The organism is Pseudomonas paeninsulae (assembly GCF_035621475.1).
GTDB classification, from domain to species: Bacteria; Pseudomonadota; Gammaproteobacteria; order Pseudomonadales; family Pseudomonadaceae; genus Aquipseudomonas; species Aquipseudomonas paeninsulae.
In genome coordinates, this window is sequence record NZ_CP141799.1 from 851389 (window position 1) to 873953 (window position 22565).

The 22565-nt window shown below is 61.8% G+C and carries 19 protein-coding genes; 11 read left to right on the plus strand and 8 right to left on the minus strand.

The features are described 5' to 3' along the window. Positions 1 to 117: 117 nt before the first annotated feature. Complete coding sequence (locus VCJ09_RS03830; protein WP_324733198.1) at positions 118 to 903, minus strand: DUF547 domain-containing protein; 786 nt, start codon at positions 901 to 903, stop codon at positions 118 to 120. A gap of 77 nt (positions 904 to 980) precedes the next feature. Between VCJ09_RS03830 and VCJ09_RS03835 the strand changes: the two genes are divergently transcribed. Beyond that, positions 981 to 2354: an IS1182 family transposase gene (locus VCJ09_RS03835; protein ID WP_324733199.1), complete on the plus strand. Its 1374-nt coding sequence runs from the start codon at positions 981 to 983 to the stop codon at positions 2352 to 2354. A 128-nt stretch (positions 2355 to 2482) separates the two neighbouring features. Here VCJ09_RS03835 and VCJ09_RS03840 read toward each other — a convergent pair whose 3' ends face one another. Further along, complete coding sequence (locus VCJ09_RS03840; protein ID WP_324733200.1) at positions 2483 to 3211, minus strand: TIGR04283 family arsenosugar biosynthesis glycosyltransferase; 729 nt, start codon at positions 3209 to 3211, stop codon at positions 2483 to 2485. Further along, entirely contained in the window at positions 3204 to 3902 is a 699-nt protein-coding gene (locus VCJ09_RS03845; RefSeq protein WP_324733201.1) for a TIGR04282 family arsenosugar biosynthesis glycosyltransferase, read from the minus strand. Before VCJ09_RS03845 ends, VCJ09_RS03840 begins: the two co-directional genes overlap by 8 nt. Positions 3903 to 4094: 192 nt before the next feature. Here VCJ09_RS03845 and VCJ09_RS03850 point away from each other — a divergent pair, with 192 nt between their 5' ends. The 5 genes from VCJ09_RS03850 (at position 4095) to VCJ09_RS03870 (ending at position 8914) form a co-directional block, all read left to right on the plus strand. Then, positions 4095 to 4625 carry a TetR/AcrR family transcriptional regulator gene (locus tag VCJ09_RS03850; protein ID WP_079204740.1) on the plus strand — a complete coding sequence of 177 codons (531 nt, stop codon included), beginning with the start codon at positions 4095 to 4097 and terminating at the stop codon, positions 4623 to 4625. A gap of 247 nt (positions 4626 to 4872) precedes the next feature. Next, positions 4873 to 5853 (plus strand): arsenosugar biosynthesis radical SAM (seleno)protein ArsS, encoded by a 981-nt coding sequence (arsS, locus tag VCJ09_RS03855; protein WP_324733202.1) that lies wholly within the window; start codon positions 4873 to 4875, stop codon positions 5851 to 5853. Positions 5854 to 5866: 13 nt separating this feature from the next. Then, complete coding sequence (locus tag VCJ09_RS03860) at positions 5867 to 8059, plus strand: FAD-dependent oxidoreductase (RefSeq protein WP_324733203.1); 2193 nt, start codon at positions 5867 to 5869, stop codon at positions 8057 to 8059. Between the two features lie 157 nt (positions 8060 to 8216). Then, complete coding sequence (locus tag VCJ09_RS03865) at positions 8217 to 8630, plus strand: DoxX family membrane protein (protein WP_324733204.1); 414 nt, start codon at positions 8217 to 8219, stop codon at positions 8628 to 8630. Positions 8631 to 8722: 92 nt separating this feature from the next. Beyond that, a complete protein-coding gene (locus VCJ09_RS03870; protein WP_324733205.1) occupies positions 8723 to 8914 on the plus strand; it encodes a hypothetical protein in 192 nt (63 codons plus the stop codon). 86 nt (positions 8915 to 9000) lie between these two features. On the opposite strand, the gene adeC is transcribed toward VCJ09_RS03870, so the two are convergent. Genes adeC through VCJ09_RS03885 form a run of 3 tightly spaced genes read right to left on the minus strand, consistent with a single transcriptional unit; the run spans position 9001 to position 14738 of the window. Beyond that, positions 9001 to 10452 (minus strand): AdeC/AdeK/OprM family multidrug efflux complex outer membrane factor, encoded by a 1452-nt coding sequence (gene adeC / locus VCJ09_RS03875; RefSeq protein WP_324733206.1) that lies wholly within the window; start codon positions 10450 to 10452, stop codon positions 9001 to 9003. Then, positions 10449 to 13580: an efflux RND transporter permease subunit gene (locus VCJ09_RS03880; protein ID WP_324733207.1), complete on the minus strand. Its 3132-nt coding sequence runs from the start codon at positions 13578 to 13580 to the stop codon at positions 10449 to 10451. Before VCJ09_RS03880 ends, adeC begins: the two co-directional genes overlap by 4 nt. A gap of 3 nt (positions 13581 to 13583) precedes the next feature. After that, positions 13584 to 14738 carry an efflux RND transporter periplasmic adaptor subunit gene (locus VCJ09_RS03885; RefSeq protein ID WP_324733208.1) on the minus strand — a complete coding sequence of 385 codons (1155 nt, stop codon included), beginning with the start codon at positions 14736 to 14738 and terminating at the stop codon, positions 13584 to 13586. A 231-nt stretch (positions 14739 to 14969) separates the two neighbouring features. Between VCJ09_RS03885 and VCJ09_RS03890 the strand changes: the two genes are divergently transcribed. Next, entirely contained in the window at positions 14970 to 15602 is a 633-nt protein-coding gene (locus VCJ09_RS03890; RefSeq protein ID WP_324733209.1) for a TetR family transcriptional regulator, read from the plus strand. A 54-nt stretch (positions 15603 to 15656) separates the two neighbouring features. On the opposite strand, the gene VCJ09_RS03895 is transcribed toward VCJ09_RS03890, so the two are convergent. Both VCJ09_RS03895 and VCJ09_RS24700 read right to left on the minus strand, forming a co-directional pair. After that, positions 15657 to 15869 carry a hypothetical protein gene (locus tag VCJ09_RS03895; RefSeq protein WP_324733210.1) on the minus strand — a complete coding sequence of 71 codons (213 nt, stop codon included), beginning with the start codon at positions 15867 to 15869 and terminating at the stop codon, positions 15657 to 15659. A 702-nt stretch (positions 15870 to 16571) separates the two neighbouring features. Continuing rightward, complete coding sequence (locus tag VCJ09_RS24700) at positions 16572 to 17234, minus strand: hypothetical protein (RefSeq protein WP_407693004.1); 663 nt, start codon at positions 17232 to 17234, stop codon at positions 16572 to 16574. Between the two features lie 251 nt (positions 17235 to 17485). Here VCJ09_RS24700 and VCJ09_RS03910 point away from each other — a divergent pair, with 251 nt between their 5' ends. From VCJ09_RS03910 to ltrA, 4 genes are all read left to right on the plus strand, one after another. Further along, positions 17486 to 18340: a DUF6502 family protein gene (locus VCJ09_RS03910; protein ID WP_324733211.1), complete on the plus strand. Its 855-nt coding sequence runs from the start codon at positions 17486 to 17488 to the stop codon at positions 18338 to 18340. A 188-nt stretch (positions 18341 to 18528) separates the two neighbouring features. After that, positions 18529 to 19698, plus strand: coding sequence for a DUF5666 domain-containing protein (locus VCJ09_RS03915; RefSeq protein WP_324733212.1), 1170 nt, complete (start codon positions 18529 to 18531; stop codon positions 19696 to 19698). A gap of 195 nt (positions 19699 to 19893) precedes the next feature. Next, positions 19894 to 20646, plus strand: a complete 753-nt coding sequence (locus VCJ09_RS03920; RefSeq protein ID WP_324733213.1) for a hypothetical protein — start codon at positions 19894 to 19896, stop codon at positions 20644 to 20646. A 149-nt stretch (positions 20647 to 20795) separates the two neighbouring features. After that, entirely contained in the window at positions 20796 to 22562 is a 1767-nt protein-coding gene (ltrA, locus tag VCJ09_RS03925) for a group II intron reverse transcriptase/maturase (protein ID WP_407693005.1), read from the plus strand. Positions 22563 to 22565: the final 3 nt, after the last annotated feature.

Here is a 22565-nt window from a genome sequence, read left to right on the forward strand (position 1 = left end):
GTGCCGGGTGCCAGCCATGCCGCGCGCGAGGTCGTTAGCGGCAATAGACAATGGTATTTGACCGTTGCCCGCGGCAAAGGTTGGCCATGCCGGCGCGCAACCTCGGCGCTCCCTCGCTCAGCTGGATTGATTGAGTGACCAGTCATAGTCGAGGTACTCGATCCTGGGCGTGCTATTGGCTGCAGGCCGCTGTGCCGGAGGGCTGAGCAGGGGGGCTTGCTGGATCAGGTAGTTGTCCAGCGAGCCCCAGCGCTTGGCGAAGTCCTCAGCGTACCAAGCGAAGATTTTCGAGACCTGGAAGCTACCGCTGGCCGAGTCGAAGCGGTTACGGCTGCGATCTTTCAGGAAGCGTCGCTGGCTGTCTTCGAGTTGCCCGTCGAGGGTGCTGGCCACGAAGGCTTCGCTGCGCAGGGCCGGGCAACCGACCGAGGCACAATTGGCGGCAAAGTGGATGCGCGGTTCGTCGTAGACGCCGGGTGCGCGGATTAGTGTGTGCTCGATCTGGTCCAGGCTCAGGCTTTGCCCCAGCAGAGGGATGAACGCCTGCTTCCAGGGGCTGCTGAACAGCCCGCCGATATCCTTGATCGACTCCAGCGGGTAGTGGTCGAGGATCAGCTGTACCGTGAAGGCGTTATAGGCGTTGAGCAGAAAGACCAGGCGCCGATCACGGCTCCAGCCGTCGAATTGCTGGCGGGAGACGTTCGACAGCGTGGCCAGATAGCTTGCCAGTTCTGCCTGATCCTGTTGGAAACCTCGATAGTCGACGGTACTGGCCACCCCCTGGTTAACCCAGGCGACGTGTTGCTCCAGCAGTTCGCTCCACTGCGCATGCTCATGGTCGAAGTTGCTGGCATATAGCGGACTGCTTAGCCAGAGCATGAGGCTGAGTAACAGAGTGCGCATGAAGGCTCCTAGCAGCCTGTCGGACTTAATCACTGGATTCCAGGATAATCCCGACACCGCCCAGCCGATGCCTCCGCATGAGCCGCTTTCGTCCGATCGACCGCAAGACTGACTACCTGCTCCCGCCATCGATGGATGACTGGCTGCCAGAAGCCCACCTGGCCCGTTTCATTCTCGAAGCCATCGAACGGCTCGACTTGAGTGCGCTCACCCGGCGTTATGGCGGACGCGGCAGCGCCGCCTATCACCCCGAGGTGCTGCTTAGTCTGCTGGTCTATGGCTATGCCACCGGCACCTTTTCCAGCCGTATGATCGAACGCGCCACTTACGACTCGCTCGCCTTTCGCTACCTGGCCTCAGGCAGTCACCCCGATCACGACACCCTGGCCAGCTTCCGCCGCCGCTTCCTCGACGAGTTGGCCGGCATCTTCCTTCAGGTGCTGGAGCTGGCGGGCGAGATGAAGCTGCTCAAGCTCGGCACCATCAGCCTCGACGGCACCAAGCTGCATGCCAGCGCCTCACGCCACAGTGCACTGTCCTATGGCCATATCCAGACACTCGAACGCCAGCTCAAGGCCGAAGTGCAGGAGCTCCTGGCGCTGGCTGAACGGGCCGACCAGGCAGAGCTCCCCGTCGGCATCGATCTGCCGGACGAGATCAAACGCCGGCAAGATCGCTTGCTCGCCATGGACGCGGCGAAGGCCAAGATCGAGGTGCGCGCCCGTGCGCGTTTCGAGCAGGATCAGGCCGCCTACCAAGAGAAGCTTGCCAAGCGTGCGGCGCGCACGGCAGAAACGGGCAAGAAGCCCGGCGGCAAGCCGCCCAAAGCCCCAGTGGAAGGGCCTACCGAACACGACCAAATCAACCTCACCGACGAAGACTCGCGCATCATGCGGGTGGCTGGCGGCGGCTTCGAACAGTGCTACAACGCCCAGGCCGCAGTGGATACCGACACCCTGTTGGTGGTGGCGCCAGGCCTCACTCAGGCGGGCAACGACAAGCAACAAGTCGTCCCCATGCTGGCCGAGCTTAAGGCGCTACCGGAGTCATTGGGTCAGGTGAACGTGGTGCTCGGGGACTGTGGCTACAACAGCGAAAGCAACATCGCCGCCTGCGAGGCGGCGGGAATCGAGCCCTACCTGGCGGTGGCACGCGAAGATCATCACCCGCACTGGAAGGCGCGCTTCGAGGAGCTGGCAGCGCTCGACGCTGATGCCACAGTGCAACAACGCATGGCGCACAAACTCAAGAGCCAGCCGGGGCGCCGCCTCTATGCGCTGCGCAAACAGACGGTGGAACCGGTGTTCGGCATCATCAAGTCGGTCATGGGTTTTCGCCAGTTTCTGCTGCGAGGCAAGGACAAGGTGAGCGGCGAATGGCGCCTGGTATGTCTGGCCTGGAATTTGAAACGCATGGCCGTTTTGCGCCACAAATCCGTCCAGTGTGGGTAGAAATGAACTAAACCCGCTCGTTCTCAGGAAATTCGGGGCAAAAAAGCCTGGAAATACCTCAATAGTGGGGCGAATCGCTTCGCCTCACTATTGATATCCCCGTTCATGAATTCAAGTCCGACAGGCTGCTAGGGTTTATTCGACGTGCAGGCGGATGTGTTGCGCTGGCCGTACAGTCGCGCCAAGCGGCTAGCCGGTACGCCGACCGCATAGGCGAGTGCCAGCAGGCGGTTATGCAGCGAGCGCCGCCACCAGCCGTCGCGTTGCCAGCGTCTTGGGTCGACCTGAACACCCTGGCCGATCCGCACGAAGCGGCCCAGTCGGCGCAGCTGCTTGATCAGTTCCACTTCCTCGAACAGCGGCCAGGGACGGTGTTGGCCGCAGGCAAGGTAGGCGCTGGTTTCGACGAACACGCCTTGATCGCCATAGGGCACGCCGAAGCGGCTGCGCCAATCGATGAGGCGTTCCAGCAAGCGGCTTTGCCAGCAGCTGGGTCCGGCAAAGCGGAAGGCGAAGGCGCCGCCGACCGCACCCGAGGCCACCGCCGTCTGTATGTCCGGCAGGGGATTGCCCAGCAGCTGAGCATCGGCGTGCAAAAACCACAGGATCGAATGCCGCGCGTGTTCAGCTCCCCGGCGCAACTGTTCGCCTCGGCAGGGTGTGGCCGGCAACCACTGGGCACCATGCTGCTGGCATATGCGGTTACAGCTTGGGCTACGTGCGGCATCGACCACTATGATCTGCAGCACTTGCCTGGAACGCGTGGCCAGCTGATGCAGGCGGGACAGCAGGGGACCGAGTAACGCCTCATCGCGCCAGCAGGGGATGATCACGCTGATCGGTGTTTTATCAGGCATGCGCCGGTATTCCGAGGTCGTGCACGGCATCGCGCAAACGCAGTCGTGCGGAGCGCGTGTCCGGTTCGAGGGCGCGGGCCAGCAGCTGCAGGTCTTCCTGGTGATCGATGTCGAAGTAGTCGCCGGTCTGTACCAGTGAATGCCCGGCAGCCTGGCACTTGTAGGCCAGCGCCTGGGCCAGGTGCTCAGTGCTCCAGGGCAGGTCGCGCAGGTCTGGCCATGGGCGGTTCGAGGCCATCAACACGACTCCGCCATCGCGTGCCTTGAGCAGTACCGTGTCATGGGCGTCGAGTAGTTCGCACACCGTTTGGTAGTCACTCGGCAGCAGGGCCGGGCAATCACTGCCGATGAACAGCAGGCGCTGCTGGCCCTGCGTGCGCAACCTGCGGTCCAGGTCGTTGAGGCGTTGACCGAGGTTGCCTTGGTGCTGCGCCAGGCATAGGGCCAGGGGGCATAGGGACTTCCCCCAGGCCACGTGCTGGGGGTGATCCGGCGCCAGTGCCTTGGGCCCTGGCCAGTGCTGGAGATCCTCCAGGGCGCAGTCGAGCAGGTGCTGGGCGATCTTGAACGTCTGCTTCAGCCCCAGCTGCGCTGCCAGGCGTTGCTTGGAATGACCGAGCGCTGGGCGCTTGCACAGCAGGACCAAACAGGCTGCGGTAGGCGCGATTTCGGGGGTAGGGCGGTCAGTCAAGCAAGTGCTCCCGTCTCTGCGGTGGAGTGAGATCTGGTTGTCCAGGTTGGCACTCTTATGAGCCGTTGCTTGAGCTTTTGTTACAGCGCGGGTAGCTCCGCCTTTGAATTAAGACATGCTCGGTCCATAATCAGCCGCATGAACCGCGGACGCCCTAGATCTTTCGACCCCGACTTTGTCCTGGAAGCTGCCATGCAGCTTTTCTGGGGCAAGGGCTATGAGGCCACCAGCCTGCAGGATCTGCTTGAGGCGACGAGACTGTCCAAGAGCAGCCTGTATGAAAGCTTCGGCAACAAGCAGAGCCTGTTCGAAGCCGCCTTCAGTCGGTATGTCGAGAGCCGCACTCGCTACCTGCTGGAGCGCCTGGAGCTGGCCGAGTCGCCGCTCGTGTTCATTCATGAATGCCTGCTATCGGTGCTCGACGACGCCGATCGAGCCACGCCGCGCGGCTGCATGCTGGTCAACGTGACCAATGAATTTTCCACCAGCGACCCGGCGGTGCAGCGCCTGATTGCCCTCGCCACCCGGCGTTTTCGTGGGGTGTTCGAGCAGGCTTTCCAGCAGGCGCAAGATGCAGGCCTGGTGTCGGCCACTCAACCGCCTGCTGCCCGCGCGCTGTACATGCACTGTGTGATGAGCGGCCTGCGCACCCAGACCAAGGCCGGCATGGAGCAGAAAGAATTGCTTACAGTTATCGAACTGGTCATGGCGAACCTGGGCTAATTTTTTGGCGTATTATGGACCTATCAGTCCGTAATTGAGGGCGCCGTGCTCTGCCACAAGGCTCCCCGTATGACCCCTGCCGTTGTCTTCGTTTTTTATGTGACGTTCACCGCTACCCAGGTCGTGCTCGGCCGACTGGCAGCACGCGGCGTCGACAAGGTGGCTGTACAGCGTTGGCAAGGCTCGGTTTTGTAACGCAGAGCCGCTTCGGCTCTCAAAGCAACAGTTCCCAAGAGTTTAGATTGTCATGCTGCCCACCTTGCCCCTGCTTAATGCCCTGAGTTTTCCAGCGATTCACCGCGCGCAACTGCACGCTCTGCAGATCAACCTCACCTACCTGTGCAACCAGCGCTGCCTGCATTGCCATGTCAATGCCGGGCCGACCCGCACGGAGGCCATGACCGACGAGAGCCTGGCCTTGCTGCATCAGGTTATCGCCACTCATTCGGTGCAAACCCTCGACCTCACCGGCGGTGCCCCGGAGATGCATCCGCGCTTTCGCGAGCTGGTGATTTACGCCCGCAGCGAAGGGCTGCGGGTCATCGACCGCTGCAACCTGACGATTCTCTGCGAGCCGGGTTATGCAGACCTGGCCGAGTTTCTCGCTGCGCAGGAGGTGGAAGTCACCGCCTCGTTGCCCTGCTACTCGCGGGAGAACGTCGACAAGCAGCGTGGCGATGGCGTCTTCGATGCCAGCATCGAGGGTCTGCAGCAGCTCAATCGGTTGGGCTATGGCGTCGAGGGTAGCGGCCTGATTCTGAATCTGGTGTTCAACCCGCAAGGCGCCAATCTGCCGCCGCCCCAGGCGCAGCTCGAGGCCGAGTTCAAAGAGCATCTGGCTGAGGACTTCGGCATTCACTTCAACCATCTGCTGACCATCACCAACCAGCCGATCGCGCGGTTTGGCAGCACCCTGGTGAGCAAGGGGCAATTCAACGGTTACATGCAGTTGCTGCGCGACAGCTACCGGCCGGAGAACCTCGATGACTTGATGTGCCGCAGCGTGGTCAGTGTCGACTGGCAGGGCTATCTGTACGACTGCGACTTCAATCAGATGCTCGAGCTGCCGATGGCACTGCCCGAGTTGATCGGTCGTGACCGTGCGCATCTGCGCGATTTGCTGCAGGCCACCAACCTGCACGGCAATCCCATCATCACCCGCGATCACTGCTACGCCTGCACCGCCGGTCAGGGTTCCAGCTGTGCTGGCGCATTGCAAAATCAATAAAGGAGCTGTCTGCATGGACACGCGTAAGTCGGCCTTGTTGGCCATCATCCTGTTGCTGTTGACCAGTTTCTTCGTCTTCGACCTGAGCCAGTACCTCAGCCTCGCCAGCCTCAAGGCGCAGCAAGTGGCCCTTAACGCCCAGGTGCTCGCCAACCCCTGGCTGTCAGGCGGCCTGTTCTTCGTGCTCTATGTGCTGGTCACCGCGCTGTCATTGCCGGGTGCGGCCTTGATGACGTTGGTCGGCGGCGCCTTGTTCGGCTTGTTGGGCGGCACCTTGCTGGCTTCTTTCGCCTCCACCCTGGGCGCCACGCTGGCCATGCTCAGCAGTCGCCTGTTGCTGCGTGACTGGGTGCAGGCCAAGTTCAGCAAGCGCCTGGCCGGGATCAATCAGGGCATCGAACGCGAGGGTGCCTCCTACCTGTTCGCCCTGCGCCTGGTGCCGGTGTTTCCATTCTTCCTGATCAACCTGGCCATGGGCCTGACCAAATTGCCGGCGCGGACTTTCTGGTGGATTAGCCAGTTGGGCATGCTGCCGGGCACCCTGGTCTTCGTGAACGCTGGCCGTGAGTTGGCTCAGCTCGATTCGCTGGCCGGCATCCTCTCGCCAGGATTGATCGGTGCCTTCGTGCTGCTCGGCCTGTTGCCGATTATCTCGCGCAAGCTGCTGGAGCTGGTCAAGGCGCGCAAGGTCTACGCCGGCTGGCAGAAGCCCACGCGTTTCGACCGCAACCTGCTGGTGATCGGCGCCGGCTCTGGTGGCCTGGTGTCGGCCTATATCGCCGCCGCGGTGAAGGCCAAGGTGACCCTGATCGAAAAGCACAAGATGGGCGGCGACTGCCTGAATACCGGCTGCGTACCGTCCAAGGCGCTGCTGCGTTCGGCCAAGCTGGCCAACGAATTGAAGAAGGCCGAGCAGCTCGGTTTCAAGCCGATCAAGGCCGAAGTGGATTTCGCCGCGGTGATGCAGCGGGTGCAGCGGGTGGTGGCGGATATCGAGCCGCATGACTCGGTCGAGCGTTATACCCAGCTGGGTGTCGAGGTGTTGCAGGGCGAGGCGAAGATCACCTCGCCCTGGACGGTCGAGGTCAATGGTCAGAGCCTGAGTGCGCGCTCCATCGTCATCGCCACCGGTGCGCGCCCGCTGGTGCCGAAGATTCCGGGCATCGAACTGGTGGCTCCGCTGACCTCGGACAACGTCTGGGATCTGCGCGAGCAGCCTAAACGCTTGCTGGTGCTGGGGGGCGGGCCGATCGGTTGCGAACTGGCCCAGGCGTTCCAGCGCCTCGGCAGTGCGGTGACTCAGGTGGAGATGACCGAGCGCCTGCTGATTCGTGAGGATCTCGAGGCCAGCGAAGCGGTGATGGCCAGCCTGCGCCATGATGGCGTCGAGCTGCGCTTGCAGCACAAGGCGGTGCGTTTCGAGGTGGTTGACGGCCAGCGGCAGTTGATCTGCCAGAACCTGATCGACAACCGCGAGGTCGTGTTGCCCTTCGATCAGGTGTTGCTGGCCCTGGGGCGGGTCGCCAACGTCAAGGGCTTCGGCGCCGAGGAACTCGGGCTGGAGGTGCGTAGCAACGGCACCCTGGAAACCAACGAGTTCCTCGCCACGCGCTTCCCCAATATTTTCGCGGTGGGCGATGTCACCGGGCCTTTTCAGTTCACCCACACCTCGGCGCATCAGGCCTGGTATGCGGCGGTGAACGGTTTGTTCGGCGGCTTCAAGCGCTTCAAGGTCGATTACCGGGTGATCCCCTGGGCGACATTCACCGACCCCGAGGTGGCCCGCGTCGGCATCAACGAACAGGATGCCAAGGACCAGGGTATCGCCTATGAAGTCAGCCGCTTCGGCATCGATGAACTGGACCGCGCGATTGCCGACGAGGCCGCCCATGGCTACGTCAAGGTGCTGACCGTGCCGGGCAAGGATCGCATCCTCGGGGTGACCATCGTCGGCGAGCATGCCGGCGAGCTGATCGCCGAATACGTCGCGGCCATGAAGCACGGTTACGGGTTGAACAAGGTCCTGGGCACCATCCACATCTACCCGACGATGGCCGAGGCGAACAAGTACGTGGCCGGCGAATGGAAGCGTGCCCATGCCCCGGCCAGCGCCTTGCGCTGGCTGGCCAGGTTCCATCAATGGCGCCTGGGCGCGGCTGAAGGCGCTGGTAGCACCCAGCAGGCAGCCAATGACAAGGCCGGGTGACCTCCCCGGTCGAGGTGCTGCGCGTCAGCAGCAGCGGCAGGCCCGCTGCGCCTGGGGCCTCTTGCCCATATTGGAAATACCCTCACTTACACGCCACGACGGCCGTGTAGCAACTCAAGGCCGGGCCACAAGCCCGGCCCTAATAGGAAAGTTCGTTATGAAAATCTGGACTCTGTTGTTCCTTCGCCTGTCGATTGGCTGGCTATTGGTTATTTGGGGGGCCGACAAAGTATTCAACGTCGCGCACGGCATGGCGGTGGCCAACAAGTTCTACTTCGACTTCCTCAGTATCGAGAGTGTGCTGCGTGTCGGCGGCGTGCTGCAGATGCTGGTCGGTTTGGCCGTGGTGCTGGGTTTCGCGCGGCGCTGGGTCTATCCGGCGCAAGTGCTGTTTAACGGCGCCTCGCTGTTTGCCGTGATGCAGTCGGTGATCGATCCCTGGGGCTGGGTATTCGAAGGCAGCAACGTGCTGTTCTATCCCTCGCTGATCATCTTTGCCGGCAGCCTGTTGCTGATCGCCTTCCGCGACCAGGACCGACTGGCGTTGGATGCCGGTTTTTCAGGCAAATAAATTCGTAACAGGCATTCAGGTGCTGACTCAAGCAGGGTCAGCACACAAAAACCGCTGGCATTGGCATTACACCAAGAACTGGAGTAACCGCAATGCACGTGATCACGTTGGGTACTGCCGCCTTGGTAGTGTCGGCAGTCACCATGAAAATGGCCGTGGCTAGCCTGCAAGCCGACTGCAAAGGCTGCATCGAAGACAACCTCCTCAGTCTTATCAACCGAACCTGCTACGTGTCCGGCATGCGCTGCCCGGTGGTTCATCCCAGCAAACCGATCAACCCATAACCGGTACATCGCCTTTCATAGACACGGTCGCCGGGACGGGCCGGTTCCCCCGTTCTGCACGATCCGCACCTGCTCGTGGATGAGCCTCAACCCTCCGCTGGCGCCGCTGGCACGAGCGCGGCCTGGCCGGTGCGTTCACGCCAGCCACCGCCGAGCGCCTTGTACAGGTTCACTTCGCTAGCCAGTTGCGCCAGGCGATTGATGATCAACTCCTGCTGCGCGCTGAACAGCGAGCGCTGGGCATCGAGGAAGGTCAGGTTGCTGTCGATGCCGACGCGGTAGCGGCGCTCAGCCAGGCGGTAGTAATCCTGATTGGCTACGACCAGATCGCGCTGGGCCTGCAGTTGCTGATGGTAGGTCTGGCGTGCCGCCAGGCCGTCGGCAACCTCCTGGAAGGCGGTCTGGATGGTCTTCTCGTAGCGAGCCACGCTGATGTCTTTCTGGACTTTCGAGTAATCCAGGCTGGCGCGCAGGCTGCCCGCATTGAAGATCGGCAGGCTGATCTGCGGCTGGAACAACCAGGTGCCCGAGCCGCCGCTGAATAACCCGGAGAGGTCGGGGCTGAGGCTGCCGGCATTGGCGGTCAGGCTGATGCGCGGGAAGAATGCCGCACGCGCCGCGCCGATATTGGCGTTGGCGGCCTTGAGCAGGTGCTCGGCTTCGAGAATGTCCGGGCGGCGTTGCAGCAGGTCTGACGGCAGCCCGGCCGGCACCTGGCTGAGCAGGTCGGCGTCGAGTGCTTGACTGGCTGGCAGCTCCGCCGGCAGGCCGCTACCCAGGAGCAAGGTGAGGCCGTTGCGGTCTTGCGCGACCAGGCGCTGGTATTGCGCCAGTTTGACCCTGGCCCCTTCGACCGAGGTGCGCGACTGGCTCAAGTCGAGCGCCGAAGCCACGCCGATCGCATTACTGCGCACGGTCAACTGGTGGCTTTGCTCGAAGGCCTTGAGGGTGTCTTGCGTCAGCCCCAGCAGGGCTTGATCGGCCTGCCAGGTCAGGTAGGCATTGGCGACACTGGCGACCAGGCTGATTTGCGTGGAACGGCGCGCTTCCTCACTGGAAAAATAGGTTTCCAATGCCTCTTGGCTAAGGCTGCGCACGCGGCCGAACAGGTCCAACTCATAGGCACTGACGCCGAGGGTCGCCGAATACTGGCTGCTGATCCCGGCGCGGCCGGTTTGCCCAACGTCCGCCGGCAGGCGTTGCCGGCTGCCACTGCCATCTGCGCTGACCGCAGGCAGCAAGTCCGCGCGCTGGATGCGGTATTGCGCGCGGTAGGCCTCGATATTCAAGGCGGCGATGCGCAAGTCGCGGTTATTCACCAGGGCGCTTTCGATCAGCTGCTGCAAGGCCGGGTCACGGAAGAACTGGCGCCAGCCTTGTTCGGCGGCGGCGATGTCGGCCGACTCGGTTGGCGAGTAGGCCTGGCCTTGTGGCCACTGGCTGGCCACCGGTGCAGGTGGTTGCTGGTAATCGGGTATCAGCGAGCAGCCACTGAGCAGCAGGGTGGCGACTGCGATGCAGACTAAGGACGTGTTCATTGGGCCGCCTCCTCGACGAGTGTTGTGCGCGTCTTGCGCTGGAACAGCGAAGAGACGCTGACGAAGAACAGGGGAACCCAGAAAATCGCCAGAATGGTTGCGGTGGTCATGCCGCCGATCACCCCGGTACCGATGGCGTGCTGGCTGCCTGAGCCGGCGCCGCTGGAAATGGCCAGCGGCACCACGCCGAGGCCGAACGCCAGCGAGGTCATGATGATGGGGCGCAAGCGCATGCGGCAGGCTTCGATCGCCGCCTCGGTCAAGCTGCGCCCTTGTTCGTGCAGTTCCTTGGCGAACTCGACGATCAGGATGGCGTTCTTCGCCGCCAGGCCAATGGTCGTCAGCAAGCCGACCTGGAAGTACACGTCGTTCGACAGCCCGCGCAGGCTGGTGGCCGCGAGGGCGCCGATGACGCCCAGGGGCACCACCAACATCACCGCAATCGGGATCGACCAGCTTTCATACAGGGCTGCCAGGCAGAGAAACACCATCAGCAGCGAGAGCGCATAAAGGGCCGGCGCTTGCGAACCGGACAGGCGCTCCTCGTAGGACAGTCCGGTCCAGGAAAAGCCGATGCCCGCCGGTAGTTTCTGCGCCAACGCTTCGACTTCCGCCATGGCCTCGCCGGAGCTGTAACCGGGTGCGGGTGTACCGAGAATTTCCACGGCCGCGACCCCGTTGAAACGAGTCAGTTTGGGCGCGCCATAAATCCATTCGCCAGTGGCAAAGGCCGAGAAAGGCACCATCTCGCCGCTGTCGTTGCGCACGTACCACTTGTTCAGGTCTTCCGGGCTCATGCGCGAGCTGGACTGGCCCTGGATGTACACCTTCTTCACCCGTCCGCGGTCGATGAAGTCGTTGACGTAGCTGCCACCCAAGGCAATCGACAGGGTCTGGTTGATGTTCGTCAGGGTCACGCCGAGGGCGCGGGCACGTTCGTCGTCGATGCTCAGTTGGTACTGCGGCTCATCGTCCAGCCCGTTCGGTCGCACGCCAGCCAGCACTTTGCTTTGCGCGGCCATGCCAAGGAACTGGTTGCGCGCGGCCATCAGTTTGTCGTGGCCGACCCCGGCGCGATCCTGGAGGAACACGTCGAAGCCGCTGGCGTTGCCCAATTCCATGACCGCCGGTGGTACGAAGGCGAACACCATGGCGTCGCGCAAACTGAAGAAATGCTGTTGCGCGCGTTGCGCCAGATTGAACACGCTGTTCTCCGCGGAGCGCTCGCCCCAGGGCTTGAGCATGATGAAGGCCATGCCCGAACTCTGACCACGACCGGCGAAGTTGAAGCCGGTAACGGTGAATACCGAGCTGACCGCATCCGCCTCTTCGCTGAGCAGGTGGCTACGCATCTCGTCGACCACCACCTGGGTACGTTCTGCGGTGGATCCCGCTGGCGTTTGCACCTGGGCGAAGAGCACGCCTTGATCCTCTTCCGGGAGGAAGGCGGTGGGGATGCGGGTAAACAGCACGACCATGCCGACGATGATCAGCAGGTAGGCCAGCAGGTATGGCAGCTTGTGCCGCAGCATGCTCGCGACACCTCGCTCGTAGCGTTGTACGCCGCGGTCGAAGCTGCGGTTGAACCAGCCGAAGAAGCCGCGCTTGGGCGCATGCTCGCCTTTGCCAATCGGCTTGAGCAGGGTCGCGCACAGCGCCGGGGTGAAAATCAGCGCGACCAGCACCGACAGCACCATGGCCGAGACGATGGTGATGGAGAACTGCTGGTAGATCACCCCGGTGGAGCCGCTGAAGAACGCCATCGGCAGCAGTACGGCAGTCAAGACCAGGCCGATGCCGATTAGCGCGCCCTGAATCTGGCCCATGGATTTACGCGTGGCTTCTTTCGGCGACAGGCCTTCTTCGGCCATGACCCGTTCGACGTTCTCCACCACGACGATGGCATCGTCCACCAGCAGGCCGATCGCCAGCACCATGCCGAACATGGTCAGGGTGTTGATGCTGAAACCGAAGGCGGCGAGCACGCCGAAGGTGCCGAGCAGTACCACCGGTACCGTCATGGTGGTAATCAGCGTGGCCCGGAAGTTCTGCAAGAACAGGTACATCACCAGGAACACCAGGGCGATGGCTTCGAGCAGGGTGTACACCACGCCGGAGATCGACTCGGTGACCACCGGTGTGGTGTCGTACGGGAACACCACTTCCACGCCTTGCGGGAAGAACGGCTCCAGCTCGGCAATAGTGGCGCGCAGGGCCTTGGCGGTTTCCAGCGCGTTGGCGCCGGTCGCCAGCTTGACGGCCAGGCCAGACGCCGGCTTGCCGTTGAACTGGGCACTGATACCGTAGTTTTCGCCGCCCAAGGTCACCTCGGCCACATCGCCGAGGCGCACTTGCGAGCCATCCGGGTTGACTTTGAGCAGGATGGCGTCGAATTGCTCGGCGCTCTGCAGGCGGGTCTTGCCGATGATGGTGGCGTTCAATTGCTGGCCTTGCACGGCCGGCAAGCCGCCGAGCTGGCCCGAGGATACCTGGACGTTCTGTGCGGTGATGGCGTTTTTCACATCCACCGGGGTCAGCTGGAAGTTGTTCAGCTTGGCCGGGTCGAGCCAGATGCGCATGGCGTACTGGGCGCCGAACACCTGGAAGTCACCGACGCCGGCAGTGCGCGAGATAGGGTCCTGCATGTTGGAGACGATGTAGTTGGCCAGGTCGTCCTTGGTCATGCTGCCGTCCTGGGAGACCAGGCCGATCACCATCAGGAAGTTCTTGACCGCCTTGGTCACGCGGATGCCTTGCTGCTGAACTTCTTGCGGCAGTAGCGGGGTGGCCAGATTGAGCTTGTTCTGCACCTGCACCTGGGCTGTGTCCGGGTTGGTGCCCTGGTTGAAGGTGGCGGTGATGGCCATGCTGCCGTCGGAATTACTTTCCGAGGTGACATAGCGCAAGTTGTCGATGCCATTGAGCTGTTGCTCGATCACTTGCACCACCGTGTCCTGCACCGTCTGCGCGGACGCGCCAGGGTAGTTCACGGCGATGGCGATGGCCGGCGGGGCGATGCTCGGGTATTGGTTGATGGGCAACTTGAGCAGCGACAGCGCTCCGACCAGCATGATGACCAGGGCAATTACCCAGGCGAAAATCGGCCGATCGATAAAGAATTTCGACATGGTTTACTCCCCCTGGCCGCCAATTTTTGCGGTGCTCGAGACCAGCGGCGTTTTGGCGGCCTGGACATTGCTCGCTGCGCTGACGCTGACTTGGTCGCCGGGCTTGATGAATTGCAGACCCTCGGTGATCAAGCGATCGCCGCTGTTCAGGCCTTGGTTGATCAGCCATTGATTGCCGATGGTGCGGTCGGCCTTGAGCTCACGCAGTTCGACCTTGTTGTCCTGGTTGACCACCAGCGCTGTGGGCTGGCCTTTCAGGTCATGGGTCACGCCTTGTTGCGGGGCGAGAATCGCCTCGCGGTTGACCCCGGCCTGCAGCTGGGCGTGGACAAACATGCCCGGCAACAGGTCGTGGTTCGGATTGGGGAACACCGCGCGCAGGGTCACCGAGCCAGTGCCTTCGGCGACCGAGACTTCGGAAAACTCGAGCTGGCCAAGCTCCGCGTATTCGCTGCCGTCCTCCAGGATCAGCTTGACCCGGGCGGCATTCTCACCGGCTTTCTGCAACTGGCCGCTGGCCAGTTCACGGCGCAGCTTGAGCATCTCCACCGATGACTGGGTGACGTCGACATACATCGGGTCGAGTTGCTGGATCACCGCCATGGCGTTGCTCTGGCCATTGCTGACCAGGGCGCCTTCGGTGATCGCCGAGCGGCCGATGCGCCCGGCGATCGGCGCCAGAACCTTGGTGTAACGCAGATCGATCTGCGCACGCTGCAGGACAGCTTCCGCCTGCAGGCGTTTGGCTTGCGCCTCGTCGAATTCCTGGCGGCTAACGGCCTGTTCGTCGACCAACAGCTTGTAGCGATCGGCCAGGGATTTGCTCGACTGCAGCGAGGCTTGCGCGCTTTTCAGGGTCACGGCATAGGTCGAAGGGTCGATCTGGTAAAGCTGCTGGCCGGCTTTTACTTCGCGGCCCTCGGTGAACAGGCGCTTGAGAATGATGCCGTTGACCTGTGGGCGCACTTCGGCAATGCGGTATGCGGCGGTGCGTCCCGGTAGCTCGGAGGTCAGGGTAAAGGCTTGCGGTTGCAGGGTGACTACACCGACTTGAGGCAGTGGTGCGGCAGGGGCCGCTTCTTCCTGTTGGCAGCCGCTGAGCAGTGCGGTCAAGGCAACGGCGGTGGCCAGCGCGGGGAAAACTGGATTGAATCGCATGGGAGCCTCGGTCAGGAACGTGGCAAGACGCTTGAGCAAAATGCCAGTGACAAATTTGGATGAGAAGTTGGATAAGTAGCCTACTAATCAATATACTTACGTTCATGAATGTTTGTAAGTGATTTTTAATACGCACAAGCAACAAAATGTAAAACTCAGCCAAAGGCTCAATGAAAGCCTTGCCTGCTAACAGCTTCATGCGTGAAGCCATCCTGATTGAGGGTTACTGCCATGGTTCGTCGTACCAAAGAGGAGGCTCAGCAGACGCGCTGCCAGATACTCGAGGCGGCCGAAAAGGCTTTCTATGAGCGCGGCATATCGCGCACCACGCTGGCAGAAATTGCCAGCATTGCCGGCGTCACTCGCGGGGCGATCTACTGGCATTTCCAGGACAAGGCTGGCCTGATCCAGGCCATGCTGGATAGCTTGCACGAGCCGCTGGATGAGCTGGCCAAGGCGGGCGAGAGCCCGGATGAGGTCGACCCCTTGGGCTGCATGCGCCAGCTGTTGATCACCTTGTTGCAACGGGTTGCGCTGGATCCGAAAACCCGCCGGATCACCGAAATTCTCTTTCACCGCTGCGAACTCACCGATGAGATGAGCGACCTGCGGCAACAGCGTCAAACCGATAGCGTGGAATGCAACGGCCGCATCGACCAGTCGCTGCGTAATGCGGTCCACCGCAAGCAACTCCCGGCAACCTTGAACACGGCACGCGCGGCAATCTGCCTGCATGCATACATCGATGGCCTCCTCAGCCAGTGGCTGCTGGTGCCGGAAAGCTTCTCGCTGCAGCGCGATGCCGAACTGCTGGTCGATAGCGCCCTCGACATGTTGCGAGAAAGCCAGGCGCTGCGCAGGTAAGGCGGCGTTTGCTGCGGCTGCAGCCAGGTTTACTTGAGAGCCTGGTATGTGTCTTCAGGTTTTCCGGGTGGCGCTTTCCGGCTGCAGCGTGACTGAGTAGAGGAACAGGTCCTGTCCATGCGCTCGCCCAACATTCTCTGCACTGTACGCAGGTTGGCGGTCATGCTCGGGTAGCACGCGCAGGTAGTTGATGGCAACGCCGTTATCGCGCGCCAGGTCTTCATAGAAACGTACCCGTTCATGGTGCTGCAGCCAGACACTCGGCAATAACTGACCTGTTTTGTGCCCCTCTCCCCAGCTCAGGCGACTGCGCTATCCGACTTCCCGGGTAAGCGCTGCCAGAGCATCCCCCCGATGGCCTGTTGACGTTTCACCTAGACGGTCACAGGCAATCCATGCGCATCGACGACCTGGTGGATCTTGCTGGGCTGGCCCGCGCGGCTGTTGCCAATGGCATCAGGACGATTACTGGTTGGGGAGCGCTCACCCGCATCCGCTAGCGCATCCCTGAATGTTGCCGCTGCAGCGCTCGTGGTTGCGTATGGGTTCTTGTTGGCGTCGTGAGTCCCTTCTGTTTCAACCGTTACCAGGACCTGAATGGCTGCTCGCCCGGGCGCTACTGCCCCGTCAGCCGGTTTGGTGGAGGGGATAGCCATTTGCCGAGGCGGTGCGCGTGCGGCCTGGGGTTCAAGTCGACCGCATGCGCAACGAGTCCTGACATGCGGTCATTGACACTGGGGCTGACAGCGCTATTCTCGTTGTGTGGGAAAATTTCCCACACAACGATGCTAGCTGGCTCCGAAGGATCGTGCGGGAACTGCAGTTGTACATTCATGTTGCAGATAGATGACCGCGCTGGTTGGCTGGCCGCTCCAATAGGCGGCTGACTGGTTATTGCATTCGATACGGGGATGATTACGCACCCCCAAACGGAGGTTCATCATGCTTCTGAAGAAATGTGTGTTGGCTCTAGCAATTGGCGGAATCCTGTCGGCATCTACCGTGCTGGTGCCGGATTACATCGGTGGTTTTTCCAGTGTGTATGCCAAAGAGGGTGGCAGCGGCGGTGGCGGCGGCGGCGGTCACGGCGGTGACGGCGGCGGTCGCGGTGGTGACGGTGGCGGTCGCGGTGGTGACGGCGGCGGTCACGGTGGCGGCGGCGGCGGTCACGGCGGTGACGGCGGTGGTCGCGGTGGTGACGGCGGCGGTCACGGTGGCGACGGCGGCGGTCGCGGCGGTGACGGAGGCGGTCACGGCGGGCGCGGCGGCGACGGCGACGGTCGCGGCGGCGATGGAGGCGGTCACGGCGGGCGCGGCGACGACGGCAACAGTGGTCCAGGGAGCGCGAACAGCGGACGTGGCCATGACGGACGTGGTCATGACAATGATGCGGATCACGAGGCCGGCGGACCGCACGGCGTCGGTCACGGTGCGGACGACGGTCCTGACCATGACGTCGGCGAGGCCCATGGTGTAGGCCACGGTGCGGACGACGGTCCCGACCATGACGTCGGCGAGGCTCATGGTGTAGGTCACGGTGCGGACGACGGTCCCGACCATGACGTCGGCGAGGCCCATGGTGTAGGTCACGGTGCGGACGACGGTCCCGACCATGACATGGGCGAGGTCCATGGTGTCGGCCACGGTGCGGATGACGGCCCCAACCATGATGTTGGCGACGACCGCTCTGGGGCTTGACTAGTCGCTCCAGTTGTCCACAAAGCCCGGAGTTCCTCCGGGTTTTGTGGTGTTGGATCGGTAACGTAAACGGTTGTAGTGTTCTAGGTGATGGCGGCGGGATGGCCGAAAATCTCCAGCGCAGCACTGGGCTGACCGCTTAGGGGAGACACCCCGCTCGTTACTATTCTTAAGGAATGCGTTGAATGTCATTGCCCACCTTGCCTCCCTCCTTGTTGCCGGCGCTGCAGTACGTCATGCGCCCATTAGTGAGGTTGATGCTCAGGAAGGGGGTCACCTTTACCAATTTTGCCGAATTGCTCAAACAGATATTCGTTGATGTCGCCGAGCGCGAATTCCGCCTCGACGACAAGCCCCCGACTGACAGCAGAATCAGCCTGCTGACGGGTGTGCATCGCAAGGATGTCAGGCGCCTGCGTGCCAAGGAGGTCGGTCAGGGGGCCAGCCTGCCAGAGGCCGTTTCGTTTGGCGCTCACTTGGTCAGTGTCTGGCTGAACAATACGCCGTTTTGCGCGCAACCCGGCCAACCGCTGCCCCTGGCTCGCCTGGCTAGCAATGGCGCTGAGTGCTCGTTTGATGGGTTGGTCGCTCAGGTCAGCAAGGATATCCGTGCTCGCGTTGTGCTGGACGAGTGGCTGCGCCTGGGCATTGTGCGTATAGACGATCAGGATCGGGTCCACCTGGAGACGATGGCGTTCATTCCGCAAAGTGGCTTTGACGAGAAGGCCGCCTATTTTCAGCATAACCTCCACGACCATGCCTGCGCCGCCGTGCACAACCTGACCGAAGGTGGAGAGCCTTTCTTCGAGCGCAGTGTCCACTACGACAGTCTGTCACCCGCCGCTGTCTTGCAACTGCGTGAAGCCGTCAGGGCCGAAGGTATGCAGATGCTGATCGGCTTCAACCAGCTGGCCGCCGGGCTGGAAGAACGGGACGTTGCGACCCCCGACGCCAGGCAGCGCATTACCATCGGCCTTTACTTCTACACTGAACCCAGCCCGCCAGCAGTCTCCACTCCGACCACGGCCAGCTCACCATGAACACTGCCTCGCGCCTTCTATGTGCCTTAGCCTTCATTTGCGCCCCGTTCCTGCTTGCGTCGTCGCTGAACGCTGCTCCCGCTTGCCTTGAGCCGGGTGGCATGGGCGGGACAGGCGCCGTTGCCACCGGAGGGGTAGGCGGTACCGGTGCGCCTGCTGATGAAGGTGGCATTGGTGGTACGGGCATTGTGGGCACCATCACCGGGTTTGGTTCCATCTGTGTCAACGGCATGGAAGTACACTTCGATAGCAAGGTTTCGCTCAGCGAGAACGGCGTCCCCGCCAGCAGCAGCCAGTTGGCTATTGGTCAAGTCGTGGCGGTGGAGGCCGGCAGGTCACGCAGAGGACTGGAGGCGCGCAGCATTGCCATCCTGCATGCCTATGAAGGCCCCATTACCGATAGGGAAGCGGGCTCTGCCTCAATGCGGGTGATGGGGCAGTCCGTGCGCGTTGCTCCAGGCGCGCGCGTGGCCGAAGGGCTGCGCATCGGCGAGTCGGTACGGGTCAGTGGACTGCGCAATGCCCAGGGCGAAGTAGTCGCCAGCCGGATCGATCGGGCGCCGAACCTGGAGCAGGTCAGCGCCATTGGCGCCATCGCGCGAGCCGGTGACCTTCACGGGCTGGTCCTGAGCAAGCCGCTGGCGCCCAGCCGCGAGGTCCTGGTGCGCGGAACCTGGGATGGCAGGCAGTTGAATGTTGTCCAGACGCGTAGCGACCCAGGCATGCCCTTCGCCGGACGGGTGCGTAATGCGCTGGTAGAGGGATTGGTGCGTGGACAGCAGGGCGATCGCATTGAGTTCGGTGGCTTCACTGCCTATGTGGATCGCAGCACCTCCTATTCCGGCGGGCAGGCCGCCGACCTTGCGGTCGATCAGCGTATCCGGGTGACCGGCGTGTTCGACAAGGGGCGGGAAATCCGGGCCGAGCGCATCGAATTCTCCCGGGAGCAGCCCGCAACCTCCATCCGGCAGGATTCCGACCACGGCTCGTCTACGGCAGAAACCGAGCAGCACGAGAGTAAAGGCTCCGACCGGGACGGCTATGAGTCACGCGAGCGCAGCGACGATGGCGAGACAAGGGAGAAAATCGAGCGGAGGCAGGAGTCCGCTTCCGGCGACCTGGAGCGTCGCGAGCGGATAGAAACACGCGAATCCGACGACCGCTTGGAAACTCGGGAGCGGATTGAGGTTTTCGAGAATGGTGTGCGGGTAGAGCGAATCGAGAGAATCGAGAAAATCGAAAAGCCGGACCGCGCGGATAAACCAGAACGGATTGAGCGCGTAGAACGTGTGGACAAGCCTGAACGCGTCGAGCGAGCAGACCGGGTTGAGCGGCTGGATCACTCGGGGCCTCACTAGAGGCGAGATCGAGCCCTGCCGGAGGCAGGCATATGCCCGAACGGATTAGAGATAGCCGGCTACGCTAAGCAAGGCGGATGTCCACTCCGCTTGTCTGACCGGGGAACAGGGGTGATCGGGCTCCATGAAGGTTCTGTCAGGGTAGGGCAATGATCGTGAACTGAACTTCGATGTCTGGATTGCAACGAGGTAACCATGAAAATCGCTCGCATGATCTTGCCAGGCCTGTGGCTATCCCTGGCCTTGCCAACCATGGCCGAGGATTTCACGATCTCGACGGGGCTTGATTACTCGCGGGGGAAATATGGGACCCCGACCACCAGCGAGACCTGGTATGTCCCGGTGATCGCTAGGTATGAAACCGGTTCCATGATTTACAAGTTAACCATCCCGTACCTGCGTATCACCAATCCCGCGGTGGGACCGGATGGCGAACCCTTGGCGGGGGACTGCGGCAGCGTTGAAAGCGGCTTGGGTGACACTGTGGCCAGCGCGGGTTTCGCGCTGTTGGACGGTAGTCGGGGGGATGGGCTGATGGTGGATCTGGTTGGCAAGATAAAGCTGCCGACGGCCGATGAAGACAACTGTCTCGGCACCGGCAAAACCGATTACTCCGCCCAGATCGACCTCGCGCAGGCCTTCGGCGCAATCAGCGGCTTTGCCACGCTGGGCTGGAAGAAGTTCGGCGACCCATCGGGAACGGACTTCCGCGATCCGATTTTTGTCTCGCTCGGCTTTGTTACCCGACTTGCTCCTGCGACTTCCGTGGGAGCGGTCTATGACTGGCGACAGAAAGTGACCTCCGGTGGCGATGAGACTCAGGAGTTCACCCTGTTCCTGACCCAAAGGCTCAACCCCTCCTGGAAGGTCCAGTTGTACGCGCTCAAAGGCTTTTCCGATGCCAGCCCCGACTCCGGCGGTGGGTTGCTGCTCAGCCACTCGTTCTGAATCGCGGGCATGCCTGAATGTTGACGCCGCCTCAAGGCTGGATTCAGCGTTCTGGAGCGCTTAGTGCGCCAGTTAAAGCTGGCGGAGGATAGTCGATGAAAGTTCGATACTGATAAGAAATGGCGAATCAACCAGACCCCGAGTCATGCATGTTGCACCGTGAGGTGCAGGGTGAAGCGTTGACAGGGGAAACCGATGGGCCAGCCATTGAGCCGCGTAATCACAAGTTCGGGATGCCGATGCTGTTAAGCGAAGCAGAAGGCAACACGGAGCATGGCGTTTTACGCCAGTCATGCTCTGATCCCGCGCGGTCGGAGACCCTGTGCACGTCGGGAAGTCCTTCGCACAGAAACTGGGAGATCTCAGCGGCGCCCGGTGCGCAAGCACCGGGCGGAGCAGGAAAGGCCAAAAGCCATAACCCTGCTGTTCACGTCGCTGAGAAGTCGGATACGTCCGTAGTACCTGAGAAGCCATCGAACAAAGGGCCTGGCCCTGCGGAGATAGTGGAGGAAAGGGACGTAGCCAAGGGAAACACCGAGAAGAACCCCGTGCCCCGGACACTGAGCCGGATCAGTTGCACGTCGATGGGACTTGAAGGTGTACGTGAAGCAGCCCGAAGGAACAAGGGCATGCAGTTCACGGCATTGCTGCACCACATCACACCGCAGTTATTGGAGCAGAGCTTTTATGCCCTGCGCCGCGATGCAGCGGTGGGCGTGGACGGCATGTCGTGGCGAGAGTATGAGGAAGGTCTTCTCCAGCGGGTAACCGATTTGCACGCAAAGCTCCACAGCGGAGCCTATCGGGCAACGCCATCGCGGCGGGTCTACATTCCCAAAGCCGATGGCAGGCAGCGCCCGTTGGGTATTGCCTCTTTGGAGGACAAGATCGTACAGCAGGCGGTTGTTACCGTTCTGAATGCGATCTATGAAGAGGACTTCCTGGGATTCTCATATGGGTTTCGACCGGGACGCAGCCAGCACGATGCGCTGGATGCGTTGACGGTCGCGCTGAAGGGTCAGAAGGTGAACTGGATATTGGATGCGGATATCACGTCGTTCTTTGATGAGATCGACCATGAATGGATGCTGATGTTTCTGGGACACCGGATTGCAGACCGGCGCATGCTCGGACTTATCTGCAAGTGGCTTCAAGCGGGTGTAATGGAGGATGGCCGTAGGGTGGCTGCGACCAAGGGGACTCCCCAAGGTGCAGTGATATCGCCGTTGCTGGCGAATATCTATCTTCACTACGTGCTGGATCTGTGGGCAAGGCAGTGGCGCCAGCGGCATGCCCGTGGCGATGTGATTGTCGTGCGTTACGCGGACGACAGCGTGGTGGGTTTCAGGACGCAATGGCAGGCTCAGCAGTTTCTGGTGCAGTTGCAGGAGCGGTTGGCCAGGTTCGGATTGTCCCTCAATGCCTCGAAAACACGACTGATTGAGTTTGGTCGTTTTGCTGCGAGAAATCGTAGGAAACGAGGTCTAGGCAAACCGGAGACGTTTGACTTCCTGGGCTTCACGCACTGTTGTAGTACCAACAGAAGCGGTGGTTTTCAAATACTGCGACTGACGGTCAAGAAGCGAATGCGTGCGACGCTGCTGGCTATTCGGGATGAGCTGAAACGTCGACGCCACGAGTCTGTTCACGCCGTGGGTCAGTGGCTTACCCGGGTGGTCAGGGGCTACTGCAACTACCACGCGGTGCCGGGGAACCTGATACGTCTTGGCGGTTTTCGTTCGGCGGTTTGCCGTCTATGGCGGCAAGCCCTCATACGTCGCAGCCAGCGCAATAGGCTCCAATGGTCACGCTACGGACGCCTCGCCGACCTCTACATACCTAAACCTAGAAATGCACATCCGTACCCTGAGGATCGCTTCGCGTCACATACCCGAGGCAGGAGCCGTATGCGGTAGTTC

Bases quoted from the DNA above. Each gene is read 5' to 3' on its own strand.
- VCJ09_RS03830 (WP_324733198.1), bottom strand. From the start codon at position 903: ATGCGCACTCTGTTACTCAGCCTCATGCTCTGGCTAAGCAGTCCGCTA.
- VCJ09_RS03835 (WP_324733199.1), top strand. From the start codon at position 981: ATGAGCCGCTTTCGTCCGATCGACCGCAAGACTGACTACCTGCTCCCG.
- VCJ09_RS03840 (WP_324733200.1), bottom strand. From the start codon at position 3,211: ATGCCTGATAAAACACCGATCAGCGTGATCATCCCCTGCTGGCGCGAT.
- VCJ09_RS03850 (WP_079204740.1), top strand. From the start codon at position 4,095: ATGCAGCTTTTCTGGGGCAAGGGCTATGAGGCCACCAGCCTGCAGGAT.
- arsS (WP_324733202.1), top strand. From the start codon at position 4,873: ATGCTGCCCACCTTGCCCCTGCTTAATGCCCTGAGTTTTCCAGCGATT.
- VCJ09_RS03860 (WP_324733203.1), top strand. From the start codon at position 5,867: ATGGACACGCGTAAGTCGGCCTTGTTGGCCATCATCCTGTTGCTGTTG.
- VCJ09_RS03865 (WP_324733204.1), top strand. From the start codon at position 8,217: ATGAAAATCTGGACTCTGTTGTTCCTTCGCCTGTCGATTGGCTGGCTA.
- VCJ09_RS03870 (WP_324733205.1), top strand. From the start codon at position 8,723: ATGCACGTGATCACGTTGGGTACTGCCGCCTTGGTAGTGTCGGCAGTC.
- adeC (WP_324733206.1), bottom strand. From the start codon at position 10,452: ATGAACACGTCCTTAGTCTGCATCGCAGTCGCCACCCTGCTGCTCAGT.
- VCJ09_RS03880 (WP_324733207.1), bottom strand. From the start codon at position 13,580: ATGTCGAAATTCTTTATCGATCGGCCGATTTTCGCCTGGGTAATTGCC.
- VCJ09_RS03885 (WP_324733208.1), bottom strand. From the start codon at position 14,738: ATGCGATTCAATCCAGTTTTCCCCGCGCTGGCCACCGCCGTTGCCTTG.
- VCJ09_RS03890 (WP_324733209.1), top strand. From the start codon at position 14,970: ATGGTTCGTCGTACCAAAGAGGAGGCTCAGCAGACGCGCTGCCAGATA.
- VCJ09_RS24700 (WP_407693004.1), bottom strand. From the start codon at position 17,234: ATGGACCTCGCCCATGTCATGGTCGGGACCGTCGTCCGCACCGTGACC.
- VCJ09_RS03910 (WP_324733211.1), top strand. From the start codon at position 17,486: ATGTCATTGCCCACCTTGCCTCCCTCCTTGTTGCCGGCGCTGCAGTAC.
- VCJ09_RS03920 (WP_324733213.1), top strand. From the start codon at position 19,894: ATGAAAATCGCTCGCATGATCTTGCCAGGCCTGTGGCTATCCCTGGCC.
- ltrA (WP_407693005.1), top strand. From the start codon at position 20,796: ATGTTGCACCGTGAGGTGCAGGGTGAAGCGTTGACAGGGGAAACCGAT.